This window comes from Mycobacterium shottsii, assembly GCF_010728525.1.
GTDB classification, from domain to species: Bacteria; Actinomycetota; Actinomycetes; order Mycobacteriales; family Mycobacteriaceae; genus Mycobacterium; species Mycobacterium marinum.
In genome coordinates this window covers 1,713,148-1,739,831 of sequence record NZ_AP022572.1, presented here as the reverse complement: position 1 = coordinate 1,739,831, position 26,684 = coordinate 1,713,148, and the positions used below count along the sequence as shown (strand labels likewise).

General features: G+C 66.2%; 23 protein-coding genes and 2 pseudogenes. 12 read left to right on the top strand and 13 right to left on the bottom strand.

From position 1 onward, the window contains the following. Positions 1 to 75 precede the first annotated feature (75 nt). From trmB to G6N41_RS08205, 3 genes are all read left to right on the top strand, one after another. On the top strand, positions 76 to 912 hold the full coding sequence (gene trmB, locus G6N41_RS08215; protein WP_198967776.1) for a tRNA (guanosine(46)-N7)-methyltransferase TrmB: 837 nt from the start codon (positions 76 to 78) through the stop codon (positions 910 to 912). Between the two features lie 37 nt (positions 913 to 949). Then, a complete protein-coding gene (locus G6N41_RS08210; RefSeq protein WP_198967081.1) occupies positions 950 to 1,687 on the top strand; it encodes an NYN domain-containing protein in 738 nt (245 codons plus the stop codon). Between the two features lie 105 nt (positions 1,688 to 1,792). After that, positions 1,793 to 4,675 (top strand): MMPL family transporter, encoded by a 2,883-nt coding sequence (locus G6N41_RS08205; RefSeq protein ID WP_198967080.1) that lies wholly within the window; start codon positions 1,793 to 1,795, stop codon positions 4,673 to 4,675. Between the two features lie 60 nt (positions 4,676 to 4,735). On the opposite strand, the gene G6N41_RS08200 is transcribed toward G6N41_RS08205, so the two are convergent. Continuing rightward, positions 4,736 to 5,905, bottom strand: coding sequence for an AI-2E family transporter (locus G6N41_RS08200; RefSeq protein WP_198967079.1), 1,170 nt, complete (start codon positions 5,903 to 5,905; stop codon positions 4,736 to 4,738). 182 nt (positions 5,906 to 6,087) lie between these two features. Between G6N41_RS08200 and G6N41_RS08195 the strand changes: the two genes are divergently transcribed. Continuing rightward, positions 6,088 to 7,305: a lysylphosphatidylglycerol synthase transmembrane domain-containing protein gene (locus tag G6N41_RS08195; protein ID WP_011739306.1), complete on the top strand. Its 1,218-nt coding sequence runs from the start codon at positions 6,088 to 6,090 to the stop codon at positions 7,303 to 7,305. A gap of 1 nt (position 7,306) precedes the next feature. On the opposite strand, the gene G6N41_RS08190 is transcribed toward G6N41_RS08195, so the two are convergent. Continuing rightward, on the bottom strand, positions 7,307 to 7,816 hold the full coding sequence (locus G6N41_RS08190; protein ID WP_012392419.1) for a hemophore: 510 nt from the start codon (positions 7,814 to 7,816) through the stop codon (positions 7,307 to 7,309). Between the two features lie 354 nt (positions 7,817 to 8,170). Here G6N41_RS08190 and G6N41_RS08185 point away from each other — a divergent pair, with 354 nt between their 5' ends. Continuing rightward, positions 8,171 to 11,188 (top strand): MMPL family transporter, encoded by a 3,018-nt coding sequence (locus G6N41_RS08185; RefSeq protein WP_198967078.1) that lies wholly within the window; start codon positions 8,171 to 8,173, stop codon positions 11,186 to 11,188. Next, entirely contained in the window at positions 11,185 to 11,724 is a 540-nt protein-coding gene (locus G6N41_RS08180) for a helix-turn-helix domain-containing protein (protein WP_012392417.1), read from the top strand. The genes G6N41_RS08185 and G6N41_RS08180 overlap by 4 nt, the downstream gene beginning before the upstream one ends. Here the strand turns inward: G6N41_RS08180 and G6N41_RS08175 are convergent. Both G6N41_RS08175 and G6N41_RS08170 read right to left on the bottom strand, forming a co-directional pair. Further along, positions 11,711 to 12,400 (bottom strand): hypothetical protein, encoded by a 690-nt coding sequence (locus tag G6N41_RS08175; protein WP_198967077.1) that lies wholly within the window; start codon positions 12,398 to 12,400, stop codon positions 11,711 to 11,713. The genes G6N41_RS08180 and G6N41_RS08175 overlap by 14 nt on opposite strands. Next, the gene (locus tag G6N41_RS08170; protein WP_012392416.1) at positions 12,397 to 13,044 is read right to left on the bottom strand and encodes a hypothetical protein; all 648 of its coding nucleotides are present in this window, start codon (positions 13,042 to 13,044) and stop codon (positions 12,397 to 12,399) included. The genes G6N41_RS08175 and G6N41_RS08170 overlap by 4 nt, the downstream gene beginning before the upstream one ends. A 42-nt stretch (positions 13,045 to 13,086) precedes the next feature. Between G6N41_RS08170 and G6N41_RS08165 the strand changes: the two genes are divergently transcribed. Next, positions 13,087 to 15,081, top strand: coding sequence for a M13 family metallopeptidase (locus tag G6N41_RS08165; protein ID WP_198967076.1), 1,995 nt, complete (start codon positions 13,087 to 13,089; stop codon positions 15,079 to 15,081). A 56-nt stretch (positions 15,082 to 15,137) separates the two neighbouring features. Here G6N41_RS08165 and G6N41_RS08160 read toward each other — a convergent pair whose 3' ends face one another. Further along, positions 15,138 to 17,375 carry a molybdopterin-dependent oxidoreductase gene (locus G6N41_RS08160; protein ID WP_198967075.1) on the bottom strand — a complete coding sequence of 746 codons (2,238 nt, stop codon included), beginning with the start codon at positions 17,373 to 17,375 and terminating at the stop codon, positions 15,138 to 15,140. Further along, positions 17,362 to 17,733, bottom strand: a pseudogene (locus tag G6N41_RS08155) (LmrA/YxaF family transcription factor); the annotation flags it as partial. The gene G6N41_RS08160 and the pseudogene G6N41_RS08155, both read right to left, overlap by 14 nt. A 103-nt stretch (positions 17,734 to 17,836) precedes the next feature. Between G6N41_RS08155 and G6N41_RS28245 the strand changes: the two are divergent. The 3 genes from G6N41_RS28245 (at position 17,837) to G6N41_RS28235 (ending at position 19,161) form a co-directional block, all read left to right on the top strand. Continuing rightward, positions 17,837 to 18,052 carry a hypothetical protein gene (locus G6N41_RS28245; protein ID WP_198968098.1) on the top strand — a complete coding sequence of 72 codons (216 nt, stop codon included), beginning with the start codon at positions 17,837 to 17,839 and terminating at the stop codon, positions 18,050 to 18,052. Between the two features lie 72 nt (positions 18,053 to 18,124). Then, positions 18,125 to 18,406 (top strand): hypothetical protein, encoded by a 282-nt coding sequence (locus tag G6N41_RS28240; protein WP_198965176.1) that lies wholly within the window; start codon positions 18,125 to 18,127, stop codon positions 18,404 to 18,406. Then, positions 18,382 to 19,161, top strand: a complete 780-nt coding sequence (locus G6N41_RS28235; RefSeq protein WP_231608879.1) for a hypothetical protein — start codon at positions 18,382 to 18,384, stop codon at positions 19,159 to 19,161. Before G6N41_RS28240 ends, G6N41_RS28235 begins: the two co-directional genes overlap by 25 nt. Before the next feature lie 159 nt (positions 19,162 to 19,320). Here G6N41_RS28235 and G6N41_RS08145 read toward each other — a convergent pair whose 3' ends face one another. The 3 genes from G6N41_RS08145 to ricR form a co-directional block, all read right to left on the bottom strand. Beyond that, a complete protein-coding gene (locus tag G6N41_RS08145; protein ID WP_198967074.1) occupies positions 19,321 to 20,496 on the bottom strand; it encodes a L,D-transpeptidase in 1,176 nt (391 codons plus the stop codon). Between the two features lie 119 nt (positions 20,497 to 20,615). After that, entirely contained in the window at positions 20,616 to 21,872 is a 1,257-nt protein-coding gene (locus G6N41_RS08140) for an MFS transporter (protein WP_198967073.1), read from the bottom strand. Positions 21,873 to 21,989: 117 nt separating this feature from the next. After that, the gene (gene ricR, locus G6N41_RS08135) at positions 21,990 to 22,280 is read right to left on the bottom strand and encodes a copper-sensing transcriptional repressor RicR (RefSeq protein ID WP_011739296.1); all 291 of its coding nucleotides are present in this window, start codon (positions 22,278 to 22,280) and stop codon (positions 21,990 to 21,992) included. Positions 22,281 to 22,419: 139 nt separating this feature from the next. On the opposite strand from ricR, the gene ilvD reads away from it, so the two are divergent. Further along, complete coding sequence (ilvD, locus tag G6N41_RS08130; RefSeq protein ID WP_020731485.1) at positions 22,420 to 24,114, top strand: dihydroxy-acid dehydratase; 1,695 nt, start codon at positions 22,420 to 22,422, stop codon at positions 24,112 to 24,114. A gap of 206 nt (positions 24,115 to 24,320) precedes the next feature. On the opposite strand, the gene G6N41_RS08125 is transcribed toward ilvD, so the two are convergent. Genes G6N41_RS08125 through G6N41_RS08115 form a run of 3 tightly spaced genes read right to left on the bottom strand, consistent with a single transcriptional unit; the run spans position 24,321 to position 25,248 of the window. Beyond that, complete coding sequence (locus tag G6N41_RS08125; RefSeq protein ID WP_231608695.1) at positions 24,321 to 24,866, bottom strand: hypothetical protein; 546 nt, start codon at positions 24,864 to 24,866, stop codon at positions 24,321 to 24,323. Positions 24,867 to 24,871: 5 nt separating this feature from the next. Continuing rightward, the gene (locus tag G6N41_RS08120; protein ID WP_198913342.1) at positions 24,872 to 25,033 is read right to left on the bottom strand and encodes a hypothetical protein; all 162 of its coding nucleotides are present in this window, start codon (positions 25,031 to 25,033) and stop codon (positions 24,872 to 24,874) included. Beyond that, the gene (locus G6N41_RS08115) at positions 25,009 to 25,248 is read right to left on the bottom strand and encodes a hypothetical protein (protein ID WP_198913343.1); all 240 of its coding nucleotides are present in this window, start codon (positions 25,246 to 25,248) and stop codon (positions 25,009 to 25,011) included. The genes G6N41_RS08120 and G6N41_RS08115 overlap by 25 nt, the downstream gene beginning before the upstream one ends. Positions 25,249 to 25,315: 67 nt before the next feature. On the opposite strand from G6N41_RS08115, the pseudogene G6N41_RS08110 reads away from it, so the two are divergent. After that, a pseudogene (locus G6N41_RS08110) lies at positions 25,316 to 26,187 on the top strand (IS5 family transposase). A gap of 107 nt (positions 26,188 to 26,294) precedes the next feature. On the opposite strand, the gene G6N41_RS08105 reads toward G6N41_RS08110, so the two are convergent. Continuing rightward, a complete protein-coding gene (locus tag G6N41_RS08105; protein WP_198968062.1) occupies positions 26,295 to 26,510 on the bottom strand; it encodes a hypothetical protein in 216 nt (71 codons plus the stop codon). Positions 26,511 to 26,684 lie beyond the last annotated feature (174 nt).

The following is a 26,684-nucleotide window of genomic DNA, read 5'->3' as shown; positions in this document are numbered from 1 at the left end:
CATGTGCCGGCCGCTACCACCCGAAGACAACTGTTGGGTATCAATCTGGACCAGGAGCGGCTACGGCCGGGCTTCATGCGCCACGATGGACCAATGCATGTCCAGCCCGGGGTGGGGCTCCAGTCCGACACGTCGTCTTCGACCGGCACGGGGTCAGGCCCGGCGGACGAGCCAGAGGCCGAGAAGAGCGCGTGGGGCTATCTTCCCCCGACCGCCTTTCGTTCGCGCCATTCGGCACTGTCGAGCATCCAGCAGCAGACCTGGGAGCGGCTATGGCCGCAGCTGGGCCGGCAGGCAACGGCACACTCCCAGCCATCGGCACGCGGCCATGAGCCCATCGACCCCATCGACGCCCGGGCCTGGTTCGGCCGGGAGGCACCGGTGGTGCTGGAAATCGGCTGCGGCAGCGGCACCCCGACGCTGGCGATGGCGCAGGCCGAGCCCAACGTCGATGTGATCGCGGTGGAGGTCTATCGCCGGGGGCTGGCGCAACTGCTCTGCGCGATCGACCGGGCGGACCTGCAGCGAATCAACATGCGGTTGATCCGCGGTAACGGGATCGACGTGCTGCGCGATCTGATCGCCCCGGAATCGTTGACCGGAGTGCGCGTCTTCTTCCCCGATCCCTGGCCCAAGGCGCGCCATCACAAGCGCCGGCTGATACAGCCCAGCACGGTTGCCCTGATCGCCGACCGGCTACTCCGTGGAGGTGTTTTTCACGCGGCAAGCGACCATCCCGGCTACGCCGAGCACATCATCGCCGCCGGCGATGCCGAGCCCGCGCTGGCACGAGTGGATCCGGGCGTCGATTCGCTTCCCATCTCGGTGGTCCGTCCGACCACCAAGTACGAGATGAAAGCCCATAACGCGGGCAGCAGCATTAACGAGTTGATATGGAAAAAGCAGCGTTAGACGTGGCCGATAGGGAAACCTGAAATTAGATGAGCAAATGAGCCTGACCGAAGATGTGACCACACAGGGGTCCGATCCTGTGGCGGAGCCGCCGATGGTGGCCGGAGATTTGTCGCGCGACGGCCTGTCCGGCTCCGCGGCGCCGGCGGGCCGGGTCCTGTTGGTGTGGGATGCCCCGAACCTGGACATGGGGCTGGGTTCCATCCTCGGGCGACGGCCGACTGCGCTGGAAAGACCCCGGTTCGACGCACTCGGCCGCTGGTTGTTGGCCCGCACGACGCAGGTGTCCGCCACGGCACCGGACGGCCCGGACGTCAGGGTCGAACCCGAAGCAACCGTCTTCACCAATATCACGCCCGGGAGCGCCGAAGTGGTTCGCCCATGGGTGGACGCGCTACGCAACGTCGGATTCGCGGTCTTCGCCAAGCCCAAGATCGACGAGGACAGCGACGTCGACCGTGACATGCTCGAGCACATCGATCAGCGGAACCGGGAAGGACTCGCGGCGCTGGTAGTTGCCTCCGCGGATGGCCAGGCATTCCGGCAGCCGCTGGAAAAGATTTCGCGAGCCGGAACCCCTGTTCAGGTGCTCGGATTTCGTGAACACGCCAGTTGGGCGCTAGCGTCGGATACCTTAGAGTTTGTCGACCTGGAGGACATTGCTGGTGTTTTCCGCGAGCCGCTCCCGCGAATCGGCCTCGATTCGCTGCCTGAGCAGGGAGCTTGGCTACAGCCGTTCCGGCCGCTGTCCTCGCTGCTGAACTCGCGGGCGTGAGAATCGCGTGTGTGTGAAAAGGCCACGTCTCACCGACAATCGAAAAGCGCTGCGAAGCAAAGCAGAGCAATGCGCGGGTCGTTAACGATCCAGTAAGGAGCTCACGTGTTCGCCTGGTGGGGTCGAACTGTGTACCGCTACCGATTCATCGTAATCGGTGTCACGGTGGCACTATGCCTCGGCGGCGGCGTCTTCGGGCTGAGCCTGGGTAAGCACGTCACGCAGAGTGGTTTCTACGACGAGGGCAGTCAATCTGTGACGGCCTCGATCCTTGGCGACGAGGTCTACGGCCGCGACCGAACCGGCCACATCGTCGCGGTCTTCAAGGCCCCGGACGGCAAAACCGTCAGTGACCCGGCGTGGTCGAAGAAAATCACCGACCAGCTGAACCAGTTTGTGAAAGACCACCCTGATCAGGTGCTGGGTTGGGCCGGCTACCTCAGGGTACCGGACAGCACCAGCCCGGTCATCAAGGGCATGGCCACCGATGACAAGAAGTACACGTTCGTCTCCATCCCACTCAAGGGCGACGACGACGACACCATCCTCAACAACTACAAGGACATCGCGCCGTCGCTGCAGAAGCTCGACGGCGGCACGGTCCAGCTCGCCGGCCTCGAGCCGGTGGCCGAGGGGTTGACCGGCACCATCGCCACCGACCAGCACCGGATGGAAGTGCTGGCCCTGCCGTTGGTGGCCGTGGTGCTGTTCCTGGTCTTCGGTGGCGCGGTGGCGGCCTGCCTCCCGGTGATGGTGGGCGGGCTGAGCATCGCGGGCGCCCTGGGCATCCTGCGGCTGGTGGCAGTGTTCGGGCCGGTGCACTTCTTCGCCCAACCCGTCGTCTCCCTGATCGGTCTGGGTATCGCGGTGGACTACGGGCTGTTCGTGGTCAGCCGGTTCCGAGAAGAGATCGCCGAAGGCAATGACACCGAGACGGCGGTACGCCGAACGGTGATGACGGCCGGGCGCACGGTGGCCTTTTCCGCTGTCCTGATCATGGCCTCGGGGGCGAGCCTGCTGATGTTGCCCCAGGGCTTCGTGAAATCGCTGACCTACGCCCTGCTAGCCGCGGTCGGCCTGGCCGCCCTGCTGTCGATCACACTGCTGCCCGCGTGCCTGGGCGTGCTGGGCAGGCACGTCGACGCGCTCGGCGTCCGGACCGCGTTCCGGGTGCCGTTCCTGCGGAACTGGAAGGTGTCGCGGGCCTACCTGAACTGGCTGGCCGACCGGCTGCAGAAGACCAAGACCCGCGAAGAGGTCGAGGCCGGCTTCTGGGGCAACCTCACCAACCGGGTGATGCGCCGCCCGCTGGTGTTCGCCATCCCGATCGTCCTCGGCATGATCCTGCTGGTCATCCCGCTGTTCAACCTGTCGCTGGGCGGCATGAGCGAGAAGTATCTGCCACCCAACAATGCGGTGCGCCAGTCGCAGGAACACTTTGACCAACTCTTCCCGGGATACCGCACCAATCCACTGACCCTGGTGATCAAATCGACCAACAATCAGCCGGTCACCGACCAGCAGATTGCCGATACTCGCAGAAAGGCGATGTCGATCAGCGGGTTCATCGACCAGGACAACGACGCGGACAGCATGTGGCAGGAGCGCAGCTATGCGCCCGGTGGATCCAAGGATCCGTCGGTCCGGGTCCTACAGAACGGGTTGATCAACCCTGGTGACGCGCCCACCATACTCGCGGAGCTACGCGCGATCACACCTCCCAAGGGCCTCGAGATATTTGTCGGCGGGACCCCGGCGCTGGAACAGGATTCGATTCACAGCCTGTTCGAGAACATGCCCGCGATGCTGGTCATCCTGCTCACGACCACCACGCTGTTGATGTTCCTGGCGTTCGGTTCGGTGGTGCTGCCAATCAAGGCGGCGGTGATGAGCGCGCTGACGCTCGGGTCCACGATGGGCATCCTGACCTGGATCTTCGTCGACGGACACGGGTCGGGCGTACTGAACTTCACCGCCACCCCGCTGACCGCGCCCGTCATCGCGCTGGTGGTGGCGGTCGGATACGGCCTCGCCACCGACTATGAGGTGTTCTTGGTATCCCGCATGGTCGAGGCGCGCGAAAACGGCATGTCGACTCAGGAGGCGATCCGGATCGGCACCGCAACCACCGGTCGCCTCATCACCGCGGCCGCACTGGTGCTCGCCGTGGTCGCCGGCTCGTTCGTGTTCTCCGACCTGGTGATGATGAAGTATCTGGCGTTCGGGCTGATGGCGGCGTTGCTGCTGGATGCGACCGTGGTCCGGATGTTCCTGGTGCCGTCGGTGATGAAATTGCTCGGCGATGACTGTTGGTGGGCGCCGCGTTGGATGCGCCGCCTGCAGACCCGCATCGGGCTCGGCGAGATCCAGTTGCCCGACGAGCGGAAGCGCCCGGCCAACAACGGCAGCGCCCGCCCACCCGTCAAGGCCGCCCTGGCCGCGGCCACGGCCCGCGCACCGCATGACCCCACCCACCCGTCGGCCCCCGAGTCGGCTCGGCCGTCCCGTTCGGGCGGGCCCGCGCGAACTGAGCTCGGGTCGGCCCAGAGCGGTCCGTCCAGCGCCGGCACCAAAGAGATCCAGACCAGGGCCAGTCAGCCAAGCGACCCCCCGACCACCCGGCTCACGGCACCGGGGGCGCCACCCGCTCGCGGATCCAGCAATCCGGCTCCACCGGCGCAGACCCGGCCCACCACGCCGGCGCCTCCCGCACCGGCCCCGCCGCCGGCGCCATCCGCCGGTCAGACGCGAGCCATGCAGATTCCGACAAACCGTTCCAGCGACACCGGCGGCGACCCGGCCGATCCAACGGCCGCGCTACCGATCCAGCGCCCGGAAGGGACCGACTCGGAGGCCGCCACCGAGCAGCTGAATGCGCGCGGTGGGCAACCAGACGGCCGCGAGAATCCGCGGCCACGCCGCCGCGGAGCGGGTGGGGCCGGCGGGCTCAGCGCCCAGGATCTGCTGCGTCGTGAGGGACGCCTGTAGCAACGCCCCGGCGCCCGCAACCGGGCGCTGCGGGTACGGCCAGCGGTTCTACGCGACCGCCTAAGGGCGAGTTTGGTCAGCGCCGGCTTCGGCCTCAGTACCCTCGTCGGGCTCGTCGGGTTGCGCCGCGATGAGGGCCAGCGGATCCTGGTCCTGCTGCTGCGCTTCCGCGATCGGATCCTCGGCCAACAACACCCGGATCGCATTGTTGAGGAATGCGACGGTGGGGACCGCCAGCAAAGCACCGACGATCCCGGCCAGCACGCCGCCGGTGGAAATGGCCAGCACCACACCCAGCGGGTGAATCGAGACCGCGCGGCCCATGACCAGGGGCTGAAGCAAATGCGCCTCGAGTTGATTGACGGTAATCAGCAAGGCCAGTGTGAGCAGGGCATACACCAGCCCCTTGGCCAGCAAGGCAACCACCACCGCCAGCAAGCCGGAGATCAACGCACCGATCAGCGGGATGAACGCGCCCAGGAACACGATGGAGGCCAGCGGCAGGGCGAGCGGAACACCCATCACCGCCACCCCTGTCCCCACGCCGGCCGCGTCGGTCAGGGCCACCAGGAAGGTGGCCCGCACATACCCGATCAGTGACCCATAGCCCGCGCGTCCGGCTGCCATCGCGCGGTCACGGACATGGGCCGGGATGATCTTGGCGACGTACTGCCAGATGTTGCGGCCGCCGTAGAGGAAAAAAATCAGCGTGAACAACACCAGCACCGCGGCGGTCAGCAGTTCGGTGATGGTGGCCGCGGTGGAGATCGCGCCGCTGGTCAACTTCGCCTGGTTGTTGTGCAGCGCTTCGATCGCGGCGTTGCCCGCGTTGTCTATCTGTTCACGGCGCAGGTGCGGCGGCCCCTCGATCAGCCATTTGCGGCTGGAGTCGATGCTGTGCTCCACCTGGTAGGCCAGATCGGGCAGACCAACGATGAACTGGCTGATGACGAACGTCAGGATGCCACCGAGGATGGAAAACCCGCCCAGCAAGACGAGCGACACCGCCGCACCACGTGGCAGCCCCCGGGCGTCCAGCCAGTCCACCACCGGCACCAGCAATGCGCTGAGCATCAGCGCCAGCAGCACCGGCACGACAATGATTTCGAGCTTCTTGATCACCAGCAAGAGGGCCACCAGAGCGGCCAGGATGACAAGTAAGCGCCACGACCAGGCCGCCGTCTTGCGGACCAGCGGGGCTACCGAGGCATCGTCGAGGCTCGCCGACATCCGGCAAGCCTAACCGGGCGCCGGACCCGGCTCTCCCGCAAATTCCCCCGAGCTGATCGCGGGCGCCCGCGGCGCTTCGGGCTGCCACCGCCACCACGATCCGGTCACGACCCCAGAACGAGGCAGACACGGTCAGTGACGTGCGGCGATCGTGGCATCACCTGCGCGGTTACCCTTATTCGATGTCGTTTGACGCCCCCGTCCGCAAACTCCGCCAGCGTGTGGGGGCGCTGCCCCGCGCTCGCGGGACGGAGGCACCCCGTGGCAAGTACTGGTGGCTGCGGTGGGCTGTGCTCGGCATCGTCGCGATCGTGCTTGCCGTCGAGGTGGCGCTGGGCTGGGACCAGCTGGCCAAAGCCTGGATGAGCATGTATCAGGCCAAGTGGTGGTGGCTGCTCGCGGCGATGGTGGCCGCGGCGGCGTCGATGCACAGTTTCGCGCAAATCCAGCGCACCCTGCTGAAGTCCGCGGGTGTGCACGTCCGCCAACTTCGGTCCGAAGCCGCGTTCTACGCCGCCAACTCGCTGAGCACCACCCTCCCCGGCGGTCCGGTGTTGTCGGCCACGTTCCTGCTGCGCCAGCAACGCATTTGGGGCGCCTCTACGGTGGTGGCGTCGTGGCAGCTGGTGATGTCGGGAGTGCTGCAGGCGGTGGGCCTGGCACTGCTCGGCCTGGGTGGTGCCTTTTTCCTGGGCGCCAAGAACAACCCGTTCTCACTGCTGTTCACCCTGGGCGGGTTCATCGCGTTGCTGCTGCTTGCCCAGGCGGTGGCCTCACGTCCGGAGTTGCTCGAGGGAATCGGCCGCCGGGTGCTGGCGTGGGTCAACTCGATCCGCGGCCGGCCGGCCGCGACCGGCATGGAGAAGTGGCGTCAGATTCTTATGCAACTCGAGTCGGTGAGCCTGAGCCGGCGCGATTTGGGAGTGGCATTTAGCTGGTCGCTTTTCAACTGGATCGCCGACGTCGCGTGTCTGGGCTTCGCCGCATACGCCGCGGGCGACCACGCGTCGGTCGCCGGGTTGACCGTTGCCTATGCGGCGGCCCGCGCGGTGGGCACCATCCCGTTGATGCCGGGTGGACTGTTGGTGGTCGAGGCCGTGCTGGTGCCTGGTTTGGTATCCAGCGGCATGGCCCTGCCCAACGCCATCTCCGCGATGCTGATCTATCGGCTGATCAGCTGGTTGTTCATCGCCGCGATCGGCTGGGTGGTGTTCTTCTTCATGTTCCGCACCGAGAAGGCCGCCGATTCCGACGCTGACGACCCGCCAACCGACCCAAATCTGGCGATCGTCATCCCCATCCCGGGCGAACTGTACGAGGACCCGGCCGAAACGGCCCTGCAAGGTCCGCTACCGCCCCCCGACCGCGGGTGCGAGGGCAACCCCGGACGCGTCGGCTAGCTCAGCCGGCGCGGTTCGCCGGCGCCGGCCCGGGCAGCGGGCCCGCCGCCACGGGCAGATTCCCCGGCGTCAGCGGCAGCCCAACGGCCGGTAGTCCCGACAAAGCACCGCCATCTTGGGCCGCCTGCGCCAGCCCCACCGCCTGCGACAGCGTGATCGGCAGCCGGCACTGCGTTGAGAGATTGGTCAGCGGCTGCGACAGCGACTGCAGGTCGCTAGCGACTTTGGGATTCTTCTCCAGATAGCTCTTCAGCGATCCGAACGATTGCGGGCCCGCGGAGCCCTGGAAGGCCGCGGTCATCGCCTGATTGGTCTCCGGATGCGAGTCCAGGTAATCGCCCGTCTGCTTGGCGACCGAACCGATCGTTCTGGCCACTTCACTGGCGGCACATGGATCGGTAGCACCGGTGGCCGTCGGCTCTGCCACCGTCACGAGCGCGAGGCCCGGCAGCCCGACGGCGACCAATGCGGCGAACAGCCCGCGGCGCTTTGTCGCATTGCCTGACTTCATGGATAACTCCTCATGGATTGCATAACGTACGAATTCCCTTGCCACGCCAGTGGCGGCGATCAGCGACGCATTCCGTCGCGATCTGTCTGGACTGTCCCGGGTTGGTACTCGGATCGACCCAAGTCCCCCGCGTGGACATCAGCCATACTGCCATCTCCGGCGCGGGCACCGCCAACTCGCGCCGCGGCCCTGCGGCCACCCGGTGAACTTCACAGTGTCTTCCGAGCGTCCTGGCAGTGTCGGCATCGTTGCAGCTCAGCAACCAATAAACGGACCTACTCCTCATTTGTCTGCGGTAGGCTCGCGAGCAACGCGTCGCGTGAGAATTACGGGGAGTCCGACATCCAGCAGTTCATGATGCGCCTGAGCCGCAACCTGCGCAGATTCCGCTGGTTGGTGTTCACCGGATGGATGCTGGCTCTGGTCCCGGCAATCTATCTGGCGCTGACTCAGTCAGGGAATCTCACCGGTGGCGGCTTCGAGGTCACCGGGTCCCAGTCACTTCAGGTACACGATGTGCTCGAGGCGCAATACCCCGACCAGGGGGCATCCTCGCTGGCCCTGGTGGCGACCCTGCGCCCGGATGCCAGCTACCAGGACATCACCGACGCGGTCGCGCAACTGAGACGAATTGCCGGCGAATTCCCCGGGGTCTCGGAGGTGCCCGACCCCACCCAGCGGCCCCCGCAACCCGATCGGCCCTACGTGGTGTCGCTGCGCCTGGACGCCCGCAACGCGGGCACCAGCGACCTCGCCAAGAAGCTGCGCGCGCGAGTCGGCGTGGAAGGCGACAAACCGGGACAGACGGCGGATGGCCGGGTACGGCTCTACGTCATCGGCCAGGGTGCGCTCAGCGCCGCTGCGGCGGCGAACACCAAGCACGACATCGCCGCCGCGGAGCGCTGGAACCTGCCCATCATCCTGATCGTCTTGTTGGCGGTGTTCGGCTCGCTGACCGCCGCGGCCATCCCGCTGGCGCTGGGGATCTGCACCGTCGTGGTCACGATGGGCCTGGTCTACCTGCTGTCGATGCACACCACGATGTCGGTGTTCGTGACGTCGACGGTGTCGATGTTCGGCATCGCGCTGGCCGTCGACTACTCGCTGTTCATCTTGATGCGTTTCCGCGAGGAGTTGCGCTCCGGCCGTCAGCCCCAGGAGGCGGTGGACGCCGCCATGGCCACGTCCGGGCTGGCGGTGGTGCTGTCCGGCATGACCGTCGTCGCCTCGCTCAACGGTATCTACCTGATCAACACCCCGGCGCTGCGATCCATGGCCACCGGGGCGATCCTCGCGGTGGCCGTCGCCATGCTGACATCGGCCACCCTGACGCCCGCGGTGCTGGCCACCTTTGCCCGGGCCGCCGCCAAGAGGTCGGCCCTGCTGCATTGGTCGCGCCGGCCGGAAAGCACCCAGTCCCGGTTCTGGACCCGCTGGGTGGGCTGGGTGATGCACCGGCCCTGGATCACCGCGTTGTCGGCTTCGGTCGTGCTGCTGCTGATGGCGGCACCGGCGGCGTCGATGGTGCTGGGTAACAGCCTGTTACGCCAGTTCGATTCCTCGCACGAGATCCGTGCCGGGGTGTCCGCGGCGGCCCAGGCCCTGGGGCCGGGCGCGCTGGGTCCGGTCCAAGTGCTGATCAAGTTCCCCGACGGCGGCGCCTCCACGCCCGCACACAGCCGGACGGTCGGCGCGGTCCGCCAGCGGATGGCCCAAGGTCCCAACGTCACCACGGTGGCACCGCCGAAATTCGCCGAGGACAACGACAGCGCGCTGCTGAGCGCGGTGCTGTCGGTGGATCCCGAGGACATGGGTGCCCGTCACACCGTCGACTGGATGCGCAGCGAGCTACCGCAGGTTGCCGGCGGCGCCCAAGTCGACGTCGGCGGATCGACCGCGCTGATCAAGGATTTCGATGACCGGGTGTCGGCGACCGAGCCGCTGGTGCTGGCCTTCGTCGCGCTGATCGCCTTCGTGATGCTGTTGATCTCGATCCATTCGGTGCTACTGGCGCTCAAGGGCGTGCTGATGACCTTGCTGTCGGTGGCGGCGGCCTACGGCAGCCTGGTCATGGTGTTCCAATGGGGCTGGGGGGAACGGCTCGGCTTCCCCCAGCTGACCTCTATCGACTCCACGGTGCCGCCGCTGGTCCTGGCGATGACCTTCGGGCTGTCCATGGACTACGAGATCTTCCTGCTCACCCGAATCCGGGAACGCTTCCTGCACACCGGCCGGACCCGCGATGCGGTGGCCTACGGCGTGAGCACCAGCGCACGCACCATCACCAGTGCGGCGCTGATCATGATCGCGGTGTTCTGCGGATTCGCCTTCGCCGGCATGCCGCTGGTGGCCGAGATCGGCGTCGCCTGCGCCGTCGCGATCGCGGTGGACGCCACGATCGTGCGGCTGATCATGGTGCCGGCCCTGATGGCGATGTTCTCGCAGTGGAACTGGTGGTTGCCCAGATGGCTGGGCCGGATCCTGCCGTCGGTGGACTTTGACCGGCCGTTGCCCGAGGTCGACCTCGCTGACGTCGTGGTCATTCCCGAGGACATCGCCGCGACGATTCCGCCCGGCGCCGACTTGCGCATGGTGCTCAAGTCGGCGGCCAAGCTCAAGCAGCTGGCACCCGACACCATCTGCGTGGCGGACCCCCTCGCATTCACCGGCTGTGAGCGGGTCGGCAAGGGGCCGGAGCGGATTCCCGAGCTCGTCAAGGACGGCCTCAACCTGGCCGGCGGCACCGACACCGCGGGACCGGGCGGTGCCGCTGAGGCCAAGAACGGTTCCAACGGGCAGTCGGCCGCGCGAAAGGCCGTCGGCCTGGCCTACCGCAGCGGCATCGCGCGCGCGATGTCGTGGGCGGAGCGCCCCGTCCATCCGGTCACCGTGTGGCGCGGGCGGCTCTCGATCGCACTGGACGCGCTGGAAACCAACGCCTCCGAGCGGCGGGCCGGCCCGGGCGGCGGGCGAGAGCCCAGCTACCGGCGGCGCAGCCCGGTGGAAATCACCAACGTCCAATTGCCCACCGGGGACCGGCTGCTGATCCCGACCGGGGCCGAAACGTTGCGTCTCAAGGGCTACCTGATCATGAGCCGTAACAGCAGCCGGGATTACGCCGAACTTGCAGACATGGTCGAAGCGATGGAACCCGAGACCGCGGCCGTCGTACTGGCGGGGATGGACAGGTACTACTGTTGTCAACCGCCAAGGCGGCAATGGATCGCCACCCAGCTGGTTCGGCGTCTTGCGGATCCGCATCCGTCTGATGTCGACGTTGAGTGGCCCCAGCCCGACGACAAGGCAGACTGGGAGGAAGTCCAGCAACGCTGTCTGGCGGTGGCAGTAGCCATGTTGGAGGAGGCGAGGTGACGTTGGCAACCGACCAGCGGAAACCTGCGCAAGTACAGCCGCCGCACCGCCCCGATGGTGACAACCGCGAGCACTTCGTTGACCAGCCGGTGGAATTTTGGCCGACGGCAGCCATCCGTTCCGCGCTACAGAGCGGCGATATCGCCACCTGGAAGCGCATCGCCGCCGCGCTCAAGCGCGACCCCTACGGTCGCACCGCGCGCCAGGTGGAAGAGGTCCTCGGCGGAGCCCGGCCGATTGGCATCTCCAAAGCGCTGTGGGAGGTGCTGGACCGGGCCCGAGCCCATCTGGAAGCCAATGAGCGCGCCGAGGTCGCCCGTCACGTCAAGCTGCTGATGGATCGATCGGGTCTGGGCCAACAGGAATTCGCGTCCCGCATCGGCGTTTCGCCCGAGGACCTGGCCGCCTACCTGGACGGCAGCGTGAGCCCGTCGGCTTCGCTGATGATCCGGATGCGTCGCCTGTCCGACCGGTTCGTGCGGGTCAAGAACACCCGCGCGGCCGACTCCGACCAGGACGCGGCTAGCGGGAGTTGATCGGCACCACGTCGAGCACCAGCCAATCGTTGCCGCGCTTGGTCAAACTCACCCGCAATGCGGGCGCGGCCTGACTGGGCGGTTGACCGGGCGAGTTCTGGGTCACCCGCAGAATCACCGCGACACTGGCCGCCGACGGCCCCAGCGCCTCAACCCCGGCCGACAGCGTGTCGGCCTGGGCGGTGATCTTGTGTTGCACCAGATCGGCGCTGGATTTGGCGTACTGCGCTTTGAACTCCGCGACCCGCTCGGGCACCATCATCGCGGCGGCCCGGTCGGCTGACGCGTTGGGCGCGCCCGGCGAGAAGGAGGCCACCGCCTCGGCCATTCCGGTGGCGATCGCGACCACCCTTCGCGAGTCCCGGTTGAAGTCGCGGTCGGGGGACGTCCAGTGGGTGTATCCGGTCAGCACCGCGGCCACCAACGCAGCAGTGCACAAAAAGACCACCGCCAGGCGCAGCCCGGGCGCCTCGTCGTCGGTGCCTACGGTGACCGCATCGCGGCGGAACAGCCAAAAATTGACGGCCACCCCTTCCAGGACCAACAGGACCAGGACCGAGCACACCGATATCCACCACCATGGCCAGCCCAGGATGAAACCGATCATGACCAGCGCCGCGATCGCGACCAGCGGGGCCAAGATGTCGAATGCGGCAAGCCGCCATGCGTTTCTCATCGGATCGAAGCCAGCCCGGAGACCAACAGCTTGCCGTCGACATCGGAGACTTCCACCCGCAGGCTCCAATGCACCGTCTGCGGCTTGACTCCGGCGTTCTCGGCGACCGATGTCGCCACCAGCAGCACCGAGTCTGTTCTGCTGGCAAACGGCGGCAGCTTGGTGGTCACCACCGGCCGAGCGGTACCGGGCCGGGTGTCCAGATCGCGGTGCACCGTTTCGATCGCCACCGCCTCGATCCGGCCGCTGCTGTGTGTCTGCAACTTCTCCACCACCTGCCGGTAGGGCTGCACGGCCGCGTCGAAGTCGGTGTTGAGCTGTCCGACCGTGCCGTCGTGCAGCTGCTGCAGGCTGGAGTCGATGTTGCCGGCGTTCATGTTGATCAGCACATCCGTCCATTCGGCGGCGGCCTGCATGACGCGGGTCAGGTAGACGCGCTCGGAGATTTCGTCGCGGTGGCCGATCCAGATCAGCACACCGAGCACCACCGCGGCCACCGACAACACGCCGAGGAAGGCCGAGCCGACGCCATAGCTGGAGAACATCCCTTCTCCGGACGACTCCCCCTCGGTAGCGGCGGGCGCTGAGTCTGCAGAATCCGGATCGGAGTCTTTGGCGGTATCGGCCGCGGCGTCGTCTGGCATGGCCCGATCGTCGCACTTGAAATGAGGTGAAAAGATGGCGGGGTGACGTATGCGGCTGTTCGCTCGGGTATCGACCTGAGCCATGTAGATCCTGATGCCCGTCCGCAAGACGACTTGTTCGGCCACGTCAATGGCCGCTGGTTGAAGGAATACGACATACCCGCGGACCGGGCGACCGACGGCGCATTTCGCCACCTGTTCGACCGCGCCGAGGAGCAGGTGCGCGAGCTGATCATCGAAGCCAGTCAGCAGGGCGCCGCTACCGGGACCGACGAGCAGCGCATCGGTGACCTCTACGCCAGCTTCCTCGACGAGGAGACCGTCGAGCGCGTCGGCCTGCAGCCGCTGCACGACGAAGTGACCGCGATCGATGACGCCGCCGATCGCGACGCCCTGGCCGCGGCTATCGGGGCCCTGCAACGCACCGGGATGGGCGGTGGCGTCGGGCTGTACGTCGACACCGATTCCAAGGACTCGACCCGCTATCTCATGTACTTCTCCCAATCGGGCATCGGCCTGCCCGACGAGTCCTACTTTCGGGAGGAGCGCCACGCCGCGGTGCTGGCCGCCTACCCCGGGCACATCGCCCGGATGTTCAGCCTGGTGTTCAGCGGCGACAGCACCGACCACGCCGACGTCGCGGCGCGCATCGTGGCGCTGGAAGCCAAACTGGCCGCGGCCCACTGGGATGTGGTCAAACGCCGCGATGCCGAACTCACCTACAACCTGCGCACGTTTGCCGAACTGCAGACCGAAGGGTCGGGATTCGATTGGACGGGCTGGGTCACCGCCGTGGGCACCACCCCGGCCGCCGTTGCCGAACTGGTGGTGCGCCAACCCGATTACCTACGGACCTTCGCGTCGCTGTGGACCAGCGAAAGCCTCGAAGACTGGAAGTGCTGGGCACGCTGGCGGTTGATCCGGGCCCGCGCTCCGTGGCTGACCAGTGACCTGGTTGCCGAGGACTTCGAGTTCTACGGCCGCAGGCTGACCGGCGCCGAGCAGATTCGGGACCGCTGGAAGCGGGCGGTGGCACTGGTGGAGAGCCTGACCGGTGACGCCGTCGGCAAGCTCTACGTGCAACGGCATTTCCCGCCGGACGCCAAGGACCGCGTCGACAAGCTGGTGGCCAACCTGCGGGAGGCCTACCGGGTCAGCATCACCGACCTGGACTGGATGACCCCGCAGACCCGCGAACGGGCATTGACCAAGTTGGCCAAATTCACCACCAAGGTCGGCTATCCCGTCAGATGGCGCGACTACTCCAAGTTGGTGATCGACCGCGGCGACCTCTACGGCAATTTCCAGCGCGGCTACGCGGTCGACCACGACCGGGAGCTGGCCAAGCTCGGCGGCCCGGTCGACCACGATGAGTGGTTCATGACGCCGCAGACCGTCAACGCCTACTACAACCCCGGGATGAACGAAATCGTGTTCCCGGCAGCGATTTTGCAGCCACCGTTCTTTGATGCGCAGGCCGATGACGCCGCCAACTACGGGGGAATCGGCGCGGTCATCGGACACGAGATCGGGCACGGATTCGACGACCAGGGCGCCAAATACGATGGCGACGGCAACCTGGTCGACTGGTGGACCGATGCCGACCGTACCGAGTTCGCACACCGGACCAAGGCATTGATCGACCAGTACGAGGCCTACGTGCCGCGGGATCTGGCGGCTTCCGAGGGCCCGCCGCATGTCCAGGGCGCGTTCACCGTGGGTGAGAACATCGGCGATCTGGGCGGACTGTCCATCGCCCTATTGGCGTACCAGCTCTCGCTGCAGGGTAAGCGGGCTCCGGTCATCGACGGTCTCACCGGCGTGCAACGGGTGTTCTTCGGCTGGGCTCAGGTGTGGCGCACCAAATCACGTGACGCCGAGGCGATCCGGCGGCTCGCCGTGGACCCGCATTCCCCGCCGGAGTTCCGGTGCAATGGCGTCGTGCGCAACCTGGACGCGTTCTATGACGCGTTTGACGTCGCCGAGGACGACGAGCTGTTCCTGACTCCGCACAGCCGGGTCAGGATCTGGAACTAACCCCTGACCCCGGCGAGCAGACACAAACTCGCACGGTTTCGCGGCTGGATATGCGATTACGCGTCTGCTCGGCAGGCCTCGATTCGGGCCGGCACATGCTTGTGCCAGGGCGTCCCGGCGTAGGGGTCGCGCCATTTGGTCGAGGTGAGCGCGTTCGGGGCGACTCCTGGAACAACGGTTCGGCCGTCGCCGTCGACGTAGTCCAGGCCGAAACCGTTGGGCAGCGAGGCATGCCCGGGCAGCATCACCTCGATGACCTCCACCGTCGCCTCGGCGGCGCCGGCCGCGGTGGTGATCCGGGCCCGGCATCCGTCGGTAAGCCCGAGAGCCTGGGCATCCTCGACGCTGACACGCAGTGCGCCATCGGCGTCGCGTTTGCGCCACGACGGGTCACGGAAGATGTCGTTGGCGGTGTAGGCGCGCCGCTCGCCCACCGACAGCACGATCGGCAGCTCTGTGATGGTCAACGACATCTTCAGGTCGGCGAGTGACCTTATCTCGTCCAGCATTTCGGGAATGCCCAGTTCGATCTTGTGATCGTCGTTATTGATGAGTTCGAAGTCGTCCTCGTAGTTGTGGGCGGTGAAGGTGACTCCGGAGCGACCGTTGAGGATCGCGTCGAACAGCGCGTTCCCGTCGGCGTGCCCAGCCCGCCGAACCGCATCCGGGTAGGTCATCGCCGTCTTCTGCGCCAGTCCCCACAGCGCGGCGGCGCCGGCCATACCGTCGGGCAAGGTGGGGCCCAGCGTTTCGTAGAGCACATAGGGAAGCAGTTTGGCCACGCTCGGATTGGAGGCCACCGCCACCAGGAACGCCTCGCTGTACGCCTGACGCCCCCGCTGCGCCGCCTCCCGCAGCGGCCGCAGATCATCGTCGGTGACGAAACCCAGGGCGCGCACCAACCGGGCCCAGATCTCGGGTTCGGGCAAAGTGCCCGGCAACGGGTCCAGCAGTGGGTGCCGTAGATGCACCGCGTTGTGCGGGAATTCCAGGTTAAAGAAGATGGCTCCGGGCTTCTCGAATTGCGAAGCGGCCGGTAGCACGTAGTGGGCGAGCCTGGCGGTCTCGGTCATCGCCACATCGATGACCACCATCAGTTCCAGCGCCTCGAACGCCTGCCGGCAGGCCGCCGAATCGGCCAGGGAGTGAGCGGGATTGGCGCTCTCGACGATCATGGCGCGGAATCGGTCGGGGTGGTCGGTGAGAATCTCCTCGGGAACCACGTTGCCCGGCACCAGTCCGGCGATGATCCGTGCCCCGGTCACCGGGGTGCGCCCGGAGGTCATGCTGAACAGCGGGGCGAACGACGAATGCAGATGCTGGCCGCCCTTTTTCGCGAAATTTCCGGTGAGAATCCACAGCATCTTGTTCAGGTAGGAAACCAGCGTGCTGTTGGGCGCCTGCTGGACGCCGAGGTCCTCGAACACCGCGACGCTGGCGGCGCCGCCGATGCGCCGCGCCGCCGCGCGCAGCAACTCCTCGTCGACCCCGCAACGCTGCGCGAACTCGGCGACCGGCACCTCAGCCAAGACCTCGCGGACTTCGTCCACACCGCGCACATGATCGGAGAGAAATGCTTCGTCACAGAGGTTTTCCTGGACTAGAACCGCCGCCAATGCGGCGACGCACCACGCGTCGGCGCCGGGGCGCACCCGCAGGTGAAAGTCGGCCATCTTCGCGGTGTCGGTGACGACCGGGTCGATGACGATCATCGACCGGGCGGGATCTTTGGCGATCTCGTTGAGCACCACCCGCGCCCTGGGGAAGCTTTGCGACATCCAGGGGTTCTTCCCGATGAACACCGACACCTCGGCGTGTTCGAACTCACCACGGGTATGACCGCCGTAGAGCTTCCCGTCTATCCACGCCTCCCCGGTCTTCTCCTGTGCCAACGCATTTGACCGGTAGCGGGAGCCCAGGGCTTTCAGGAAGGCGCCACTGTAGACACCGCCGAGGTGATTGCCCTGGCCCCCTCCGCCGTAGTAGAAGATCTTGTCGCCGCCGTGCACATCCCGGATGCGCTTGAACCCCTCGGCGATCTCGACAATGGCGGTGTCCCAGTCGATCTCCTCGTAGGTCCCATCCGGGCGGCGCCGCAACGGCGCCGTCAGCCGGCCTCGGCTGTTTTGATAGTGGTCCAGCCGCAAGGCCTTGTTGCAGGTGTAGCCCCGTGACGCCGGATGCGCTTTGTCGCCACGAATGCGCGCCAACGTACGATCCTCGACCTGTACCACGATGCCGCAATTGCATTCGCACAGGATGCAGGCCGTGGGCTGCCAGTCAGTTGTGGCCATTGCGATTTCCTTCCGGCAGTTGCGCCAGCAGCATGCTGCGCAGTTGGCGGTGAACAACATCCAGCGGCGTCAGGTCTCGCCGCACTCGAGCCAGCAGGAGTGCGCCTTCCAGCGTCGACATCGCCGTCACCGCCAACTCGCGGGCGCTATCCAGGGGTATGCCGTCGCTGACGAACCGCTGCGCGATCAGATCCGACCAGCGGTCGAACACCGCTGCCGCGTGCTCGACCACCGGAGCCATCCGTTCCCGATCCGATGGTTCGCCGGCTTCGACCGAGACCGCCGCGACGGGGCAGCCAGCGCGAAAATCGTTGGCGCGCAGCTGCTCACGATACTGATCGATGAGGGCGTCAAGCAGGCGGCAAGCATCACGAAAAATGCCCGTGAAGCGCCCTCGGTGCATCACGTAAAAATGCCCGCGAAACGGTCGATCCTTGGCAGGCATGGGAAGTGGGCTGTCGATGTCGTCTCGGGCCGAGATCACCGCGAAGTTCGACAGGGCGTATGTGGGGGCGCCGAAGGCGGACAAGGGGCAGATTCTGGATCAGGTGGTGGCGGTCACCGGCTGGTCGCGTGACAACGCCCGGCGGCGGTTGAGGGCGGCGGCCGCGCCGCCGGGAGCGGGTCGGCAGGTCGCCAAACGGACTCGCCGGCAACGCAATCCGAAGTACTCCTAGGATGCGCTCAAGGTGTTGCAGAAGGTGTGGGCGGCCTCAGGCGGGCAGTGCGGCCGGTACCTGGCCGCTTCCATGGCACTTCAGTTGGATGCTCTAGAACGCCACGGCGAACTGGTGGACGGCCGTGACCGTTACGGCCCGGCGGTGCGTGCCGAGCTGTTGGCGATGAGCAGCGCCACGATCGACCGCTACCTGCGCGGCGCCAAGGCCCGCGACCAGATCTCGGGTGTGTCGACGACGAAACCCTCCCGCTGCTGCGGTCCTCGATCACCATCTGCAAAGCAGGCGATGAGGCCGAAGAATCTCCGGGGTTCTTCGAAGGCGACACCGTGGCGCACTGCGGCCCGACACTGAAAGGTGAGTTCGCCCGCACGGTCAACCTCACCGACATGCACATCGGCTGGGTGTTCACCCGCACGGTGCGCAACAACGCCCACCCCCACATCCTGGGCGCCCTCAAAACCGGAATTACTAAAATCCCCTATAAGGTAACGGGTTTGGACTTCGACAACGGCACCGAATTCCTCAATAAGGCGGTCATCAAGTGGGCCGCGGACATGGAGATCTTCTTCACCCGCTCACGACCCTACAAGAAGAACGACCAGGCCACCATCGAGTCCAAAAACAACCACCTCGTGCGTCGCTACGGGTTCTACTACCGCTACGACACCGACGAAGAACGCGCCGTGCTCAACCGGCTGTGGCACCTGGTCAACGACCGGCTCAACTACCTGACCCCCACCATCAAACCCATCAGCTACGGCTGCAGCCGCGACGGTCACCGCCGCCGGCTCTACGACAAGCCCCAGACCCCCTGGACCGGCTGCTGGCCGCCGGAGTCCTCTCAGCGGCCCAACAAACAGAGCTGCTCACCTACCGCAACAGCCTCAACCCCGCCGCGATCGCCCACCAGATCGCCGACCTGCAAGCCGCCCTGCTCAGACTCGCCAAAGACAAGACCGAACAGCTCTACCTCGCCGCCATACCCGCCGCTCTACCCGCCCTCAAAGCCGGCATCCGCATCAAAAGCAAGACCACCACCTGACCCCGATTTCGCGGGCATTCCTTACGTGATGCATGAACCAGGTTTCGCAGGCATCTTGACTTGATGCATCACGGCCCTGGTCAGAAATCGACATCGGGAATTTGCGGTGGATTCAGCAGTCCCCGACATGCGAGCGCACTCGCGAAATTGGGCGCCGGGCGCGATTCAGGGCCGATCTAGGGCCGGTATTGCGCCCTCAGGCGCGCACCAGCACCGGCCACCGCTAGATCTGCCAGTCTTGCGCGCCGTCGTTCTTGTTGTAGATCCCCACCGAGTTCTTCACCACGATCGGGTCACCGCTGCCGAAGTTGTCGAAGAACCACTTGGCGTTGGTCGGGCTGAGGTTGATGCAGCCGTGACTGACATCGCGCTTGCCCTGGTCCCCTACCGACCACGGCGCACTGTGCACGAAGTTGCCGCTGTTATCGATCCGGACGGCGTCGGCGACGGTCACCTTGTAGCCCTGCGGCGAGTTGACTGGCACACCGTAGGTCGAGGAGTCCATCACCACCGTGGGCATCTTCTCCAGCACGTAGTACGTGCCGTTGGGCGTCTGGTGGTTACCGGCCGCCATGCCCATGGACATCGGGAAGGTCTGCTCGACGACCCCGTTGCGGGTGATCGTCATCTGGTGCGTGGCATCGTCGGCGGTGGCCACCAACGAGTCACCGGTGCGGAAGCTCGATTTGGTGTCCGCCGCGTCGATGTTCACCGCGGTGTTGGCCGGCCAGAATTGGAACGGCCGCCAGCGCACCTGCGTCGGAGTCATCCAATAGAACTTGCCCGGCACCGGCGGAATCGACGAAATGTGGATGGCGCTTTCGGCCATCGCCTGGTCGGCGATCGGCACCTGGAAGTTGATGATGATTGGCTTGGCCACTCCAACCATCGCACCGTCAACCGGGTTGAACGACGGCGGCCGGAACGGGGGCGGGCCGAAGAACGGAGTCGGGTCCTGCCCGGCCACCGGAACGGCAGCGACCGGCACCAATGGCGGCGGGGCCAACGGGTCGGGGAACGGCGGCGGCGCCAGCGGGTCGGGCATCGGCGGCAGCGCCAGCGGACCCGGCGGCGGGGCCAACGGGTCGGGGAACGGCGGCGGCGCCAGCGGGTCGGGCATCGGCGGCAGCGCCAGCGGACCCGGCGGCGGGGCCAACGGGTCGGGGAACGGCGGCGGCGCCAGCGGGTCGGGCATCGGCGGCAGCGCCAGCGGACCCGGCGGCGGGGCCAGCGGGTCAGGCGCGGGTACGGCCGGGGCAATCACCGGCGGATCGCCGGGAGCGTCATCCGGGTCGGCAACAGCGGGGCCGGCGCCCAGCAGCAGCACGCCAACGACTCCGGCCGCATTGACAGCGGCGAAGAGGCTTCCCCTGATTCGGCCTCTCGTCCAGCGCGACATATGACATCCCTCCGGTCACGTCCTGGAACCCAGTGTGGCATAGCACAGCCACCCGATGCCCATTCCGCGACCGTCCAAAACCCCGTCAGCCGACGATTCCGATTCTTTGACCTGCGACTTTACTGGTTGTGTGAAGTTGCGCCAGCAACCGCGACCGGAGCCTCGAACACGCGGCGAGCCGACGTCATCCCGACCAGCGCCACGCCCATCAAGCCCGCGGAAGCGGTCAGCATCATCGCCACACTCCGCTCATAGAGCAGCCCACCGATCAACGAGCCGGCCATGATGCCCACCTGAAATGCCGTCACATAAAGGCCGGAGGCGCCGTCCGGATCGTCGGCCCCGCTGCGCATCGCCGCGGATTGCAGCATCGGCGACACCGCGGTCGCAGCGGCGCCCCACAGCGCGATCGCCCCCGTCCCGACCACCAACGCCGTCATCGGGGCCAGGTGACCCCCGAATGCCAGCGCGGTCAGCAGCACGAACGCAAACGTCAGCCCGGCCACACAGAAAATGATGGTGCCCTTTGGCCGGCGGTCCAGCGGTCGCGCCACCAGCGCCACCGCGACGACACCCGCGACACCGTAGGCGGCCAACAGCCAAGCCAGGCTGGGCCCACGCACACCGACGACTTGCCGGATGATCACCACGATGTAGGTATAGGAAACGAAATGGCCGGTGACGCCGACCATGGTGATCAGGCTGACGATGATCAGCGCCCGGTTGCGGTGATGCCGCGACCGCGGGCCCACATACTGCAACTGATCGGCGCTAAGCACCATTTCGGGGAGCAACAGCCGGGCGGCCACCGTCACAACGGCGGCCGCGACCGTCACACAAACCGCGGCCAGCCGCCAGCCCCACATCAGGCTCAGGGCCGCGGTGAGCGGGCTGCCGATCACCAGCGCCAGGCTGGTCCCGATGTAGATCGAGGTGGTGGCGCGTCCGGCGTGGCTGGGCGGCACCAATCGGGTAGCGATCGGGGCGATCACCGACCACAGCAAGCCATGGGTGATCGCGCACAGCGCCCGTCCGGCGGCCAGCACCGCAAAATTGGGCGCCAGCGCCGAGATGAGCTGCGAGATGGTCAGACACACCAGGCTGACCATCAGGGCGTGGCGGCGCGGCCAGTGCGCGGTCCAGCGCACCAGCGGAACCGTCGTCAGGGACGCAACCAGCGCGTACCAGGACAACAGGGTCCCCACCAGTACCACGCTGATGTGCGGGTTCCGCGCGATGGCCGACAAGGCGCCAACCGGCAGGATCTCCGCGGTCACATAGATGAAGGCCGCCGCCGCCAGCACAGACAGTTGTGCAGCGACTCGTGGCGTCCACGGTCGCGCTGCGGTGGTTGCGGTTCGGGCTTCGGAAGTCATGGCGGGTGCGACGGGATCGGCCGGTAATGCGGTAGTGCTACGACCGATCACGCTGCTCTCACCGTACGCACCACACCGGCGGCATTAAACCCGGTGGCCCCGCAACACACCCTCGCGTTACGAACGGACAAGACGTGCGATGGCCGCGGACGCCTCCGCGAGCTTGCCGTCGGCGTCGGTGCCCCCCTCGGCCACCGCGCGGGTGACGCAGTGATTCAGATGTTCGTCGAGCAGGTTCAAGGCCACCGACCGCAGTGCGCTGTTGACGGCGCTGATCTGGGTGAGCACGTCGATGCAGTACTTGTCCTCGTCAATCATGCGGGCGATGCCGCGCACCTGACCCTCGATCCGGCGCAGCCGCTTGGCATAATTTTCCTTCTGCTGCGAATACCCGTGTGCGGTTGTCATAACTCTCCATACGCTCGGAACGCTCCCCCGACGGAAGTCTCTGATCACACTTGCCGGAGGGACTCAGTTGCATGATATACTCCGTTGGGGTATAAGGTCCCGATTTTGGCGACGATGACCCTGCGAGCATACTTGGGCAATGCCAGAAGCCGATATCAAGCCCCGTAGCCGCGACGTCACTGACGGACTGGAAAAAGCCGCTGCCCGTGGCATGTTGCGGGCGGTAGGCATGGTCGACGAAGACTTCGCCAAGGCACAGATCGGGGTTGCCTCGTCCTGGAACGAGATTACGCCGTGCAACCTCTCGCTGGACCGGCTGGCCAAGTCGGTGAAAGAGGGGGTGTTCGCCGCGGGCGGCTACCCGCTTGAGTTCGGCACGATTTCGGTCTCCGACGGCATTTCGATGGGTCACGAGGGCATGCACTTCTCCCTGGTGTCGCGCGAAGTGATCGCCGACAGCGTGGAAACCGTGATGCAGGCCGAGCGCCTCGACGGCTCGGTGCTGCTGGCCGGATGCGACAAATCCCTGCCCGGAATGCTGATGGCCGCCGCCCGTTTGGATTTGGCGTCGGTGTTTCTCTACGCGGGCTCGATCCTTCCGGGGGTCGCCAAACTCTCCGACGGCAGCGAACGCGAGGTCACCATCATCGACGCGTTCGAAGCGGTCGGCGCGTGCTCGCGCGGGTTGATGAGCCGAGCCGACGTCGACGCCATCGAGCGCGCGATCTGCCCCGGCGAGGGCGCCTGTGGCGGGATGTACACGGCCAACACGATGGCCAGTGCGGCTGAAGCACTTGGCATGTCGCTGCCGGGCAGCGCGGCGCCCCCGGCCACCGACCGCCGCCGCGACGGGTTCGCCCGGCAAAGCGGTCAAGCCGTCATCGAATTGCTGCGCCAGGGCATCACCGCTCGCGACATCATGACCCGGGAGGCGTTCGAGAACGCCATCGCGGTGGTGATGGCATTCGGCGGCTCGACCAATGCGGTGCTGCACCTGCTGGCGATCGCCCATGAGGCCAACGTCGAGCTCTCGCTCGACGACTTCAGCCGGATCGGCTCGAAGGTGCCGCATCTAGCCGATGTCAAGCCGTTCGGCCGCCATGTGATGTCCCACGTCGACCACATCGGCGGCGTGCCGGTGGTCATGAAGACTTTGCTGGATGCCGGCCTGCTGCACGGGGATTGCCTGACCGTGACCGGCCGGACCCTGGCCGAGAACCTGGAGGCGATTGCTCCGCCCGACCCGGACGGCAAGGTGCTACGCGCGCTGAACAACCCGATCCATGCGACCGGGGGCATCACCATCCTGCGCGGATCCCTGGCCCCCGAAGGTGCCGTGGTCAAGACGGCCGGCTTGGACACCGATGTATTCGAAGGAACCGCACGGGTTTTCGACGGCGAGCGGGCCGCGCTGGATGCCCTCGAGGACGGCACCATCACCCACGGTGACGTGGTGGTGATCCGTTATGAGGGACCCAAGGGCGGCCCCGGGATGCGGGAGATGCTCGCCATCACCGGCGCGATCAAGGGCGCCGGGCTCGGCAAAGACGTGCTGCTGTTGACCGACGGTCGATTCTCCGGCGGCACCACGGGCTTCTGTGTGGGACACATCGCACCCGAGGCGGTGGATGCCGGACCGATCGCGTTCGTGCGCGACGGCGACCGGATCCGGCTCGACGTTGCCGGCCGTACGCTCGACGTTCTGACCGACCCGGCAGAGTTCGCGGCCCGTCAACAGAATTTCACCCCTCCGGCGCCGCGTTACAAGACCGGCGTACTGGCCAAGTACGTCAAGCTGGTCGGCTCCGCCGCGATCGGCGCGGTCTGCGGCTAACCCGATAAGCCCGGATGGCTTGTGGTTGAGCGGTTCTGGAACCACCAGCCGGCCGGGCCGGTTCCCGCCACCCGGGCCGTACCCACGGCTGCGCCAAGGGCTCCCTGGGATGCCGCGCGTTTCCGCGACAACCCGTGATGCATCAAGTCAAGATGCCCGCGAAACCTGGTTCATGCATCACGTAAGGAATGCCCGCGAAATCGGGGTCAGGTGGTGGTCTTGCTTTTGATGCGGATGCCGGCTTTGAGGGCGGGTAGAGCGGCGGGTATGGCGGCGAGGTAGAGCTGTTCGGTCTTGTCTTTGGCGAGTCTGAGCAGGGCGGCTTGCAGGTCGGCGATCTGGCGGGCGATCGCGGCGGGGTTGAGGCTGTTGCGGTAGGTGAGCAGCTCTGTTTGTTGGGCCGCTGAGAGGACTCCGGCGGCCAGCAGCCGGTCCAGGGGTCTGGGGCTTGTCGTAGAGCCGGCGGCGGTGACCGTCGCGGCTGCAGCCGTAGCTGATGGGTTTGATGGTGGGGTCAGGTAGTTGAGCCGGTCGTTGACCAGGTGCCACAGCCGGTTGAGCACGGCGCGTTCTTCGTCGGTGTCGTAGCGGTAGTAGAACCCGTAGCGACGCACGAGGTGGTTGTTTTTGGACTCGATGGTGGCCTGGTCGTTCTTCTTGTAGGGCCGTGAGCGGGTGAAGAAGATCTCCATGTCCGCGGCCCACTTGATGACCGCCTTATTGAGGAATTCGGTGCCGTTGTCGAAGTCCAAACCCGTTACCTTATAGGGATTTTAGTAATTCCGGTTTTGAGGGCGCCCAGGATGTGGGGGTGGGCGTTGTTGCGCACCGTGCGGGTGAACACCCAGCCGATGTGCATGTCGGTGAGGTTGACCGTGCGGGCGAACTCACCTTTCAGTGTCGGGCCGCAGTGCGCCACGGTGTCGCCTTCGAAGAACCCCGGAGATTCTTCGGCCTCATCGCCTGCTTTGCAGATGGTGATCGAGGACCGCAGCAGCGGGAGGGTTTCGTCGTCGACACACCCGAGATCTGGTCGCGGGCCTTGGCGCCGCGCAGGTAGCGGTCGATCGTGGCGCTGCTCATCGCCAACAGCTCGGCACGCACCGCCGGGCCGTAACGGTCACGGCCGTCCACCAGTTCGCCGTGGCGTTCTAGAGCGTGTCTGCTTAATGTGAATGGTGTTTTGGCTGATGCTGTTTGGGTGATGCGGACGCATGCGATTTCTGATGATTTGTGGTCGCTGATCGTGGCGGTGTTGCCTGCGGGGCGGCGGCGTGGCCGGCCGTGGAACGATCATCGACGTACTCTGGAGGGCATTATCTGGCGTTACCGTACGGGATCTCCGTGGTGTGACCTGCCCGAGCACTTCGGTCCCTGGCAATCGGTGGCCGAGAGGCATCTACGCTGGTCGGTCGATGGCATCTACGCGCGGATCTTCGCGGCGATCGCCTCTGACCTCGACGCCGAGGACGCCGACCTGGGCGCACTGTTGTCGGTCGATTCGACCAGTGTGCGCGCCCACCAACACGCAGCCGGAGCGCGCCCGGGCGCCGCACAGGGGATCTGTCGAATTACAAGAAATATCTCGATGAGCCCGATGACCACGCCATTGGGCGTTCCCGCGGCGGGCTGACTACCAAGATCCACGCCTTGACCGACCAGCTGTGCAGTCCGGTCACCCTGGCACTGTCGGCCGGTCAAGCCGGTGATAATCCGATGCTTTGGCCATTGCTGGCCGCCCGGTGCAGCAACTCATACGCCCCGTTTCACCTGCTGGCGGACAAGGCGTACTCCTATGACTCGACGCGGGCACAGCTGCGCCGGCTCAAGATCGCCCATACCATCCCCGAGCGCAGCGACCAGATCACCCGCCGCAAAGCCAAAGGCCGCAACAGAGGACGGCCTCCGGGGTTCTCAGGCCGAATCTACAAGCACCGCAACACCGTCGAGCGAAGCTTCAACCGGCACAAACACTGGCGCGCGGTCGCCACCCGCTACGACAAATACGCCCTGACCTACCTCGGCGGTGCCACCCTGGCCGCCATCATCACCTACCACCGCGTCCGCAATTAGCAGACAGGACCTAGAGCATCCAACTGAAGTGCCATGGAAGCGGCCAGGTACCGGCCGCACTGCCCGCCTGAGGCCGCCCACACCTTCTGCAACACCTTGAGCGCATCCTAGGAGTACTTCGGATTGCGTTGCCGGCGAGTCCGTTTGGCGACCTGCCGACCCGCTCCCGGCGGCGCGGCCGCCGCCCTCAACCGCCGCCGGGCGTTGTCACGCGACCAGCCGGTGACCGCCACCACCTGATCCAGAATCTGCCCCTTGTCCGCCTTCGGCGCCCCCACATACGCCCTGGCGAACTTCGCGGTGATCTCGGCCCGAGACGACATCGACAGCCCACTTCCCATGCCTGCTGAGGATCGACCGTTTCGCGGGCATTTTTACGTGATGCACCGAGGGCGCTTCACGGGCATTTTTCGTGATGCTTGCCGCAACCGCGACAGGCGCCACACCTTGGCGATACCATCGTGGAATCCATCGCCCAGCACCTGCTGGGCGATGGA

Bases quoted from the DNA above. Each gene is read 5' to 3' on its own strand.
- G6N41_RS08175 (WP_198967077.1), bottom strand. From the start codon at position 12,400: ATGAGAAACGCATGGCGGCTTGCCGCATTCGACATCTTGGCCCCGCTG.
- G6N41_RS08210 (WP_198967081.1), top strand. From the start codon at position 950: ATGAGCCTGACCGAAGATGTGACCACACAGGGGTCCGATCCTGTGGCG.
- G6N41_RS08195 (WP_011739306.1), top strand. From the start codon at position 6,088: ATGTCGTTTGACGCCCCCGTCCGCAAACTCCGCCAGCGTGTGGGGGCG.
- trmB (WP_198967776.1), top strand. From the start codon at position 76: ATGCGCCACGATGGACCAATGCATGTCCAGCCCGGGGTGGGGCTCCAG.
- G6N41_RS28245 (WP_198968098.1), top strand. From the start codon at position 17,837: ATGTCGTCTCGGGCCGAGATCACCGCGAAGTTCGACAGGGCGTATGTG.
- G6N41_RS08145 (WP_198967074.1), bottom strand. From the start codon at position 20,496: ATGTCGCGCTGGACGAGAGGCCGAATCAGGGGAAGCCTCTTCGCCGCT.
- G6N41_RS28240 (WP_198965176.1), top strand. From the start codon at position 18,125: ATGGCACTTCAGTTGGATGCTCTAGAACGCCACGGCGAACTGGTGGAC.
- G6N41_RS08200 (WP_198967079.1), bottom strand. From the start codon at position 5,905: ATGTCGGCGAGCCTCGACGATGCCTCGGTAGCCCCGCTGGTCCGCAAG.
- G6N41_RS08185 (WP_198967078.1), top strand. From the start codon at position 8,171: ATGATGCGCCTGAGCCGCAACCTGCGCAGATTCCGCTGGTTGGTGTTC.
- G6N41_RS08170 (WP_012392416.1), bottom strand. From the start codon at position 13,044: ATGCCAGACGACGCCGCGGCCGATACCGCCAAAGACTCCGATCCGGAT.
- ricR (WP_011739296.1), bottom strand. From the start codon at position 22,280: ATGACAACCGCACACGGGTATTCGCAGCAGAAGGAAAATTATGCCAAG.
- ilvD (WP_020731485.1), top strand. From the start codon at position 22,420: ATGCCAGAAGCCGATATCAAGCCCCGTAGCCGCGACGTCACTGACGGA.
- G6N41_RS08160 (WP_198967075.1), bottom strand. From the start codon at position 17,375: ATGGCCACAACTGACTGGCAGCCCACGGCCTGCATCCTGTGCGAATGC.
- G6N41_RS08190 (WP_012392419.1), bottom strand. From the start codon at position 7,816: ATGAAGTCAGGCAATGCGACAAAGCGCCGCGGGCTGTTCGCCGCATTG.
- G6N41_RS08105 (WP_198968062.1), bottom strand. From the start codon at position 26,510: ATGTCGTCTCGGGCCGAGATCACCGCGAAGTTCGCCAGGGCGTATGTG.
- G6N41_RS08140 (WP_198967073.1), bottom strand. From the start codon at position 21,872: ATGACTTCCGAAGCCCGAACCGCAACCACCGCAGCGCGACCGTGGACG.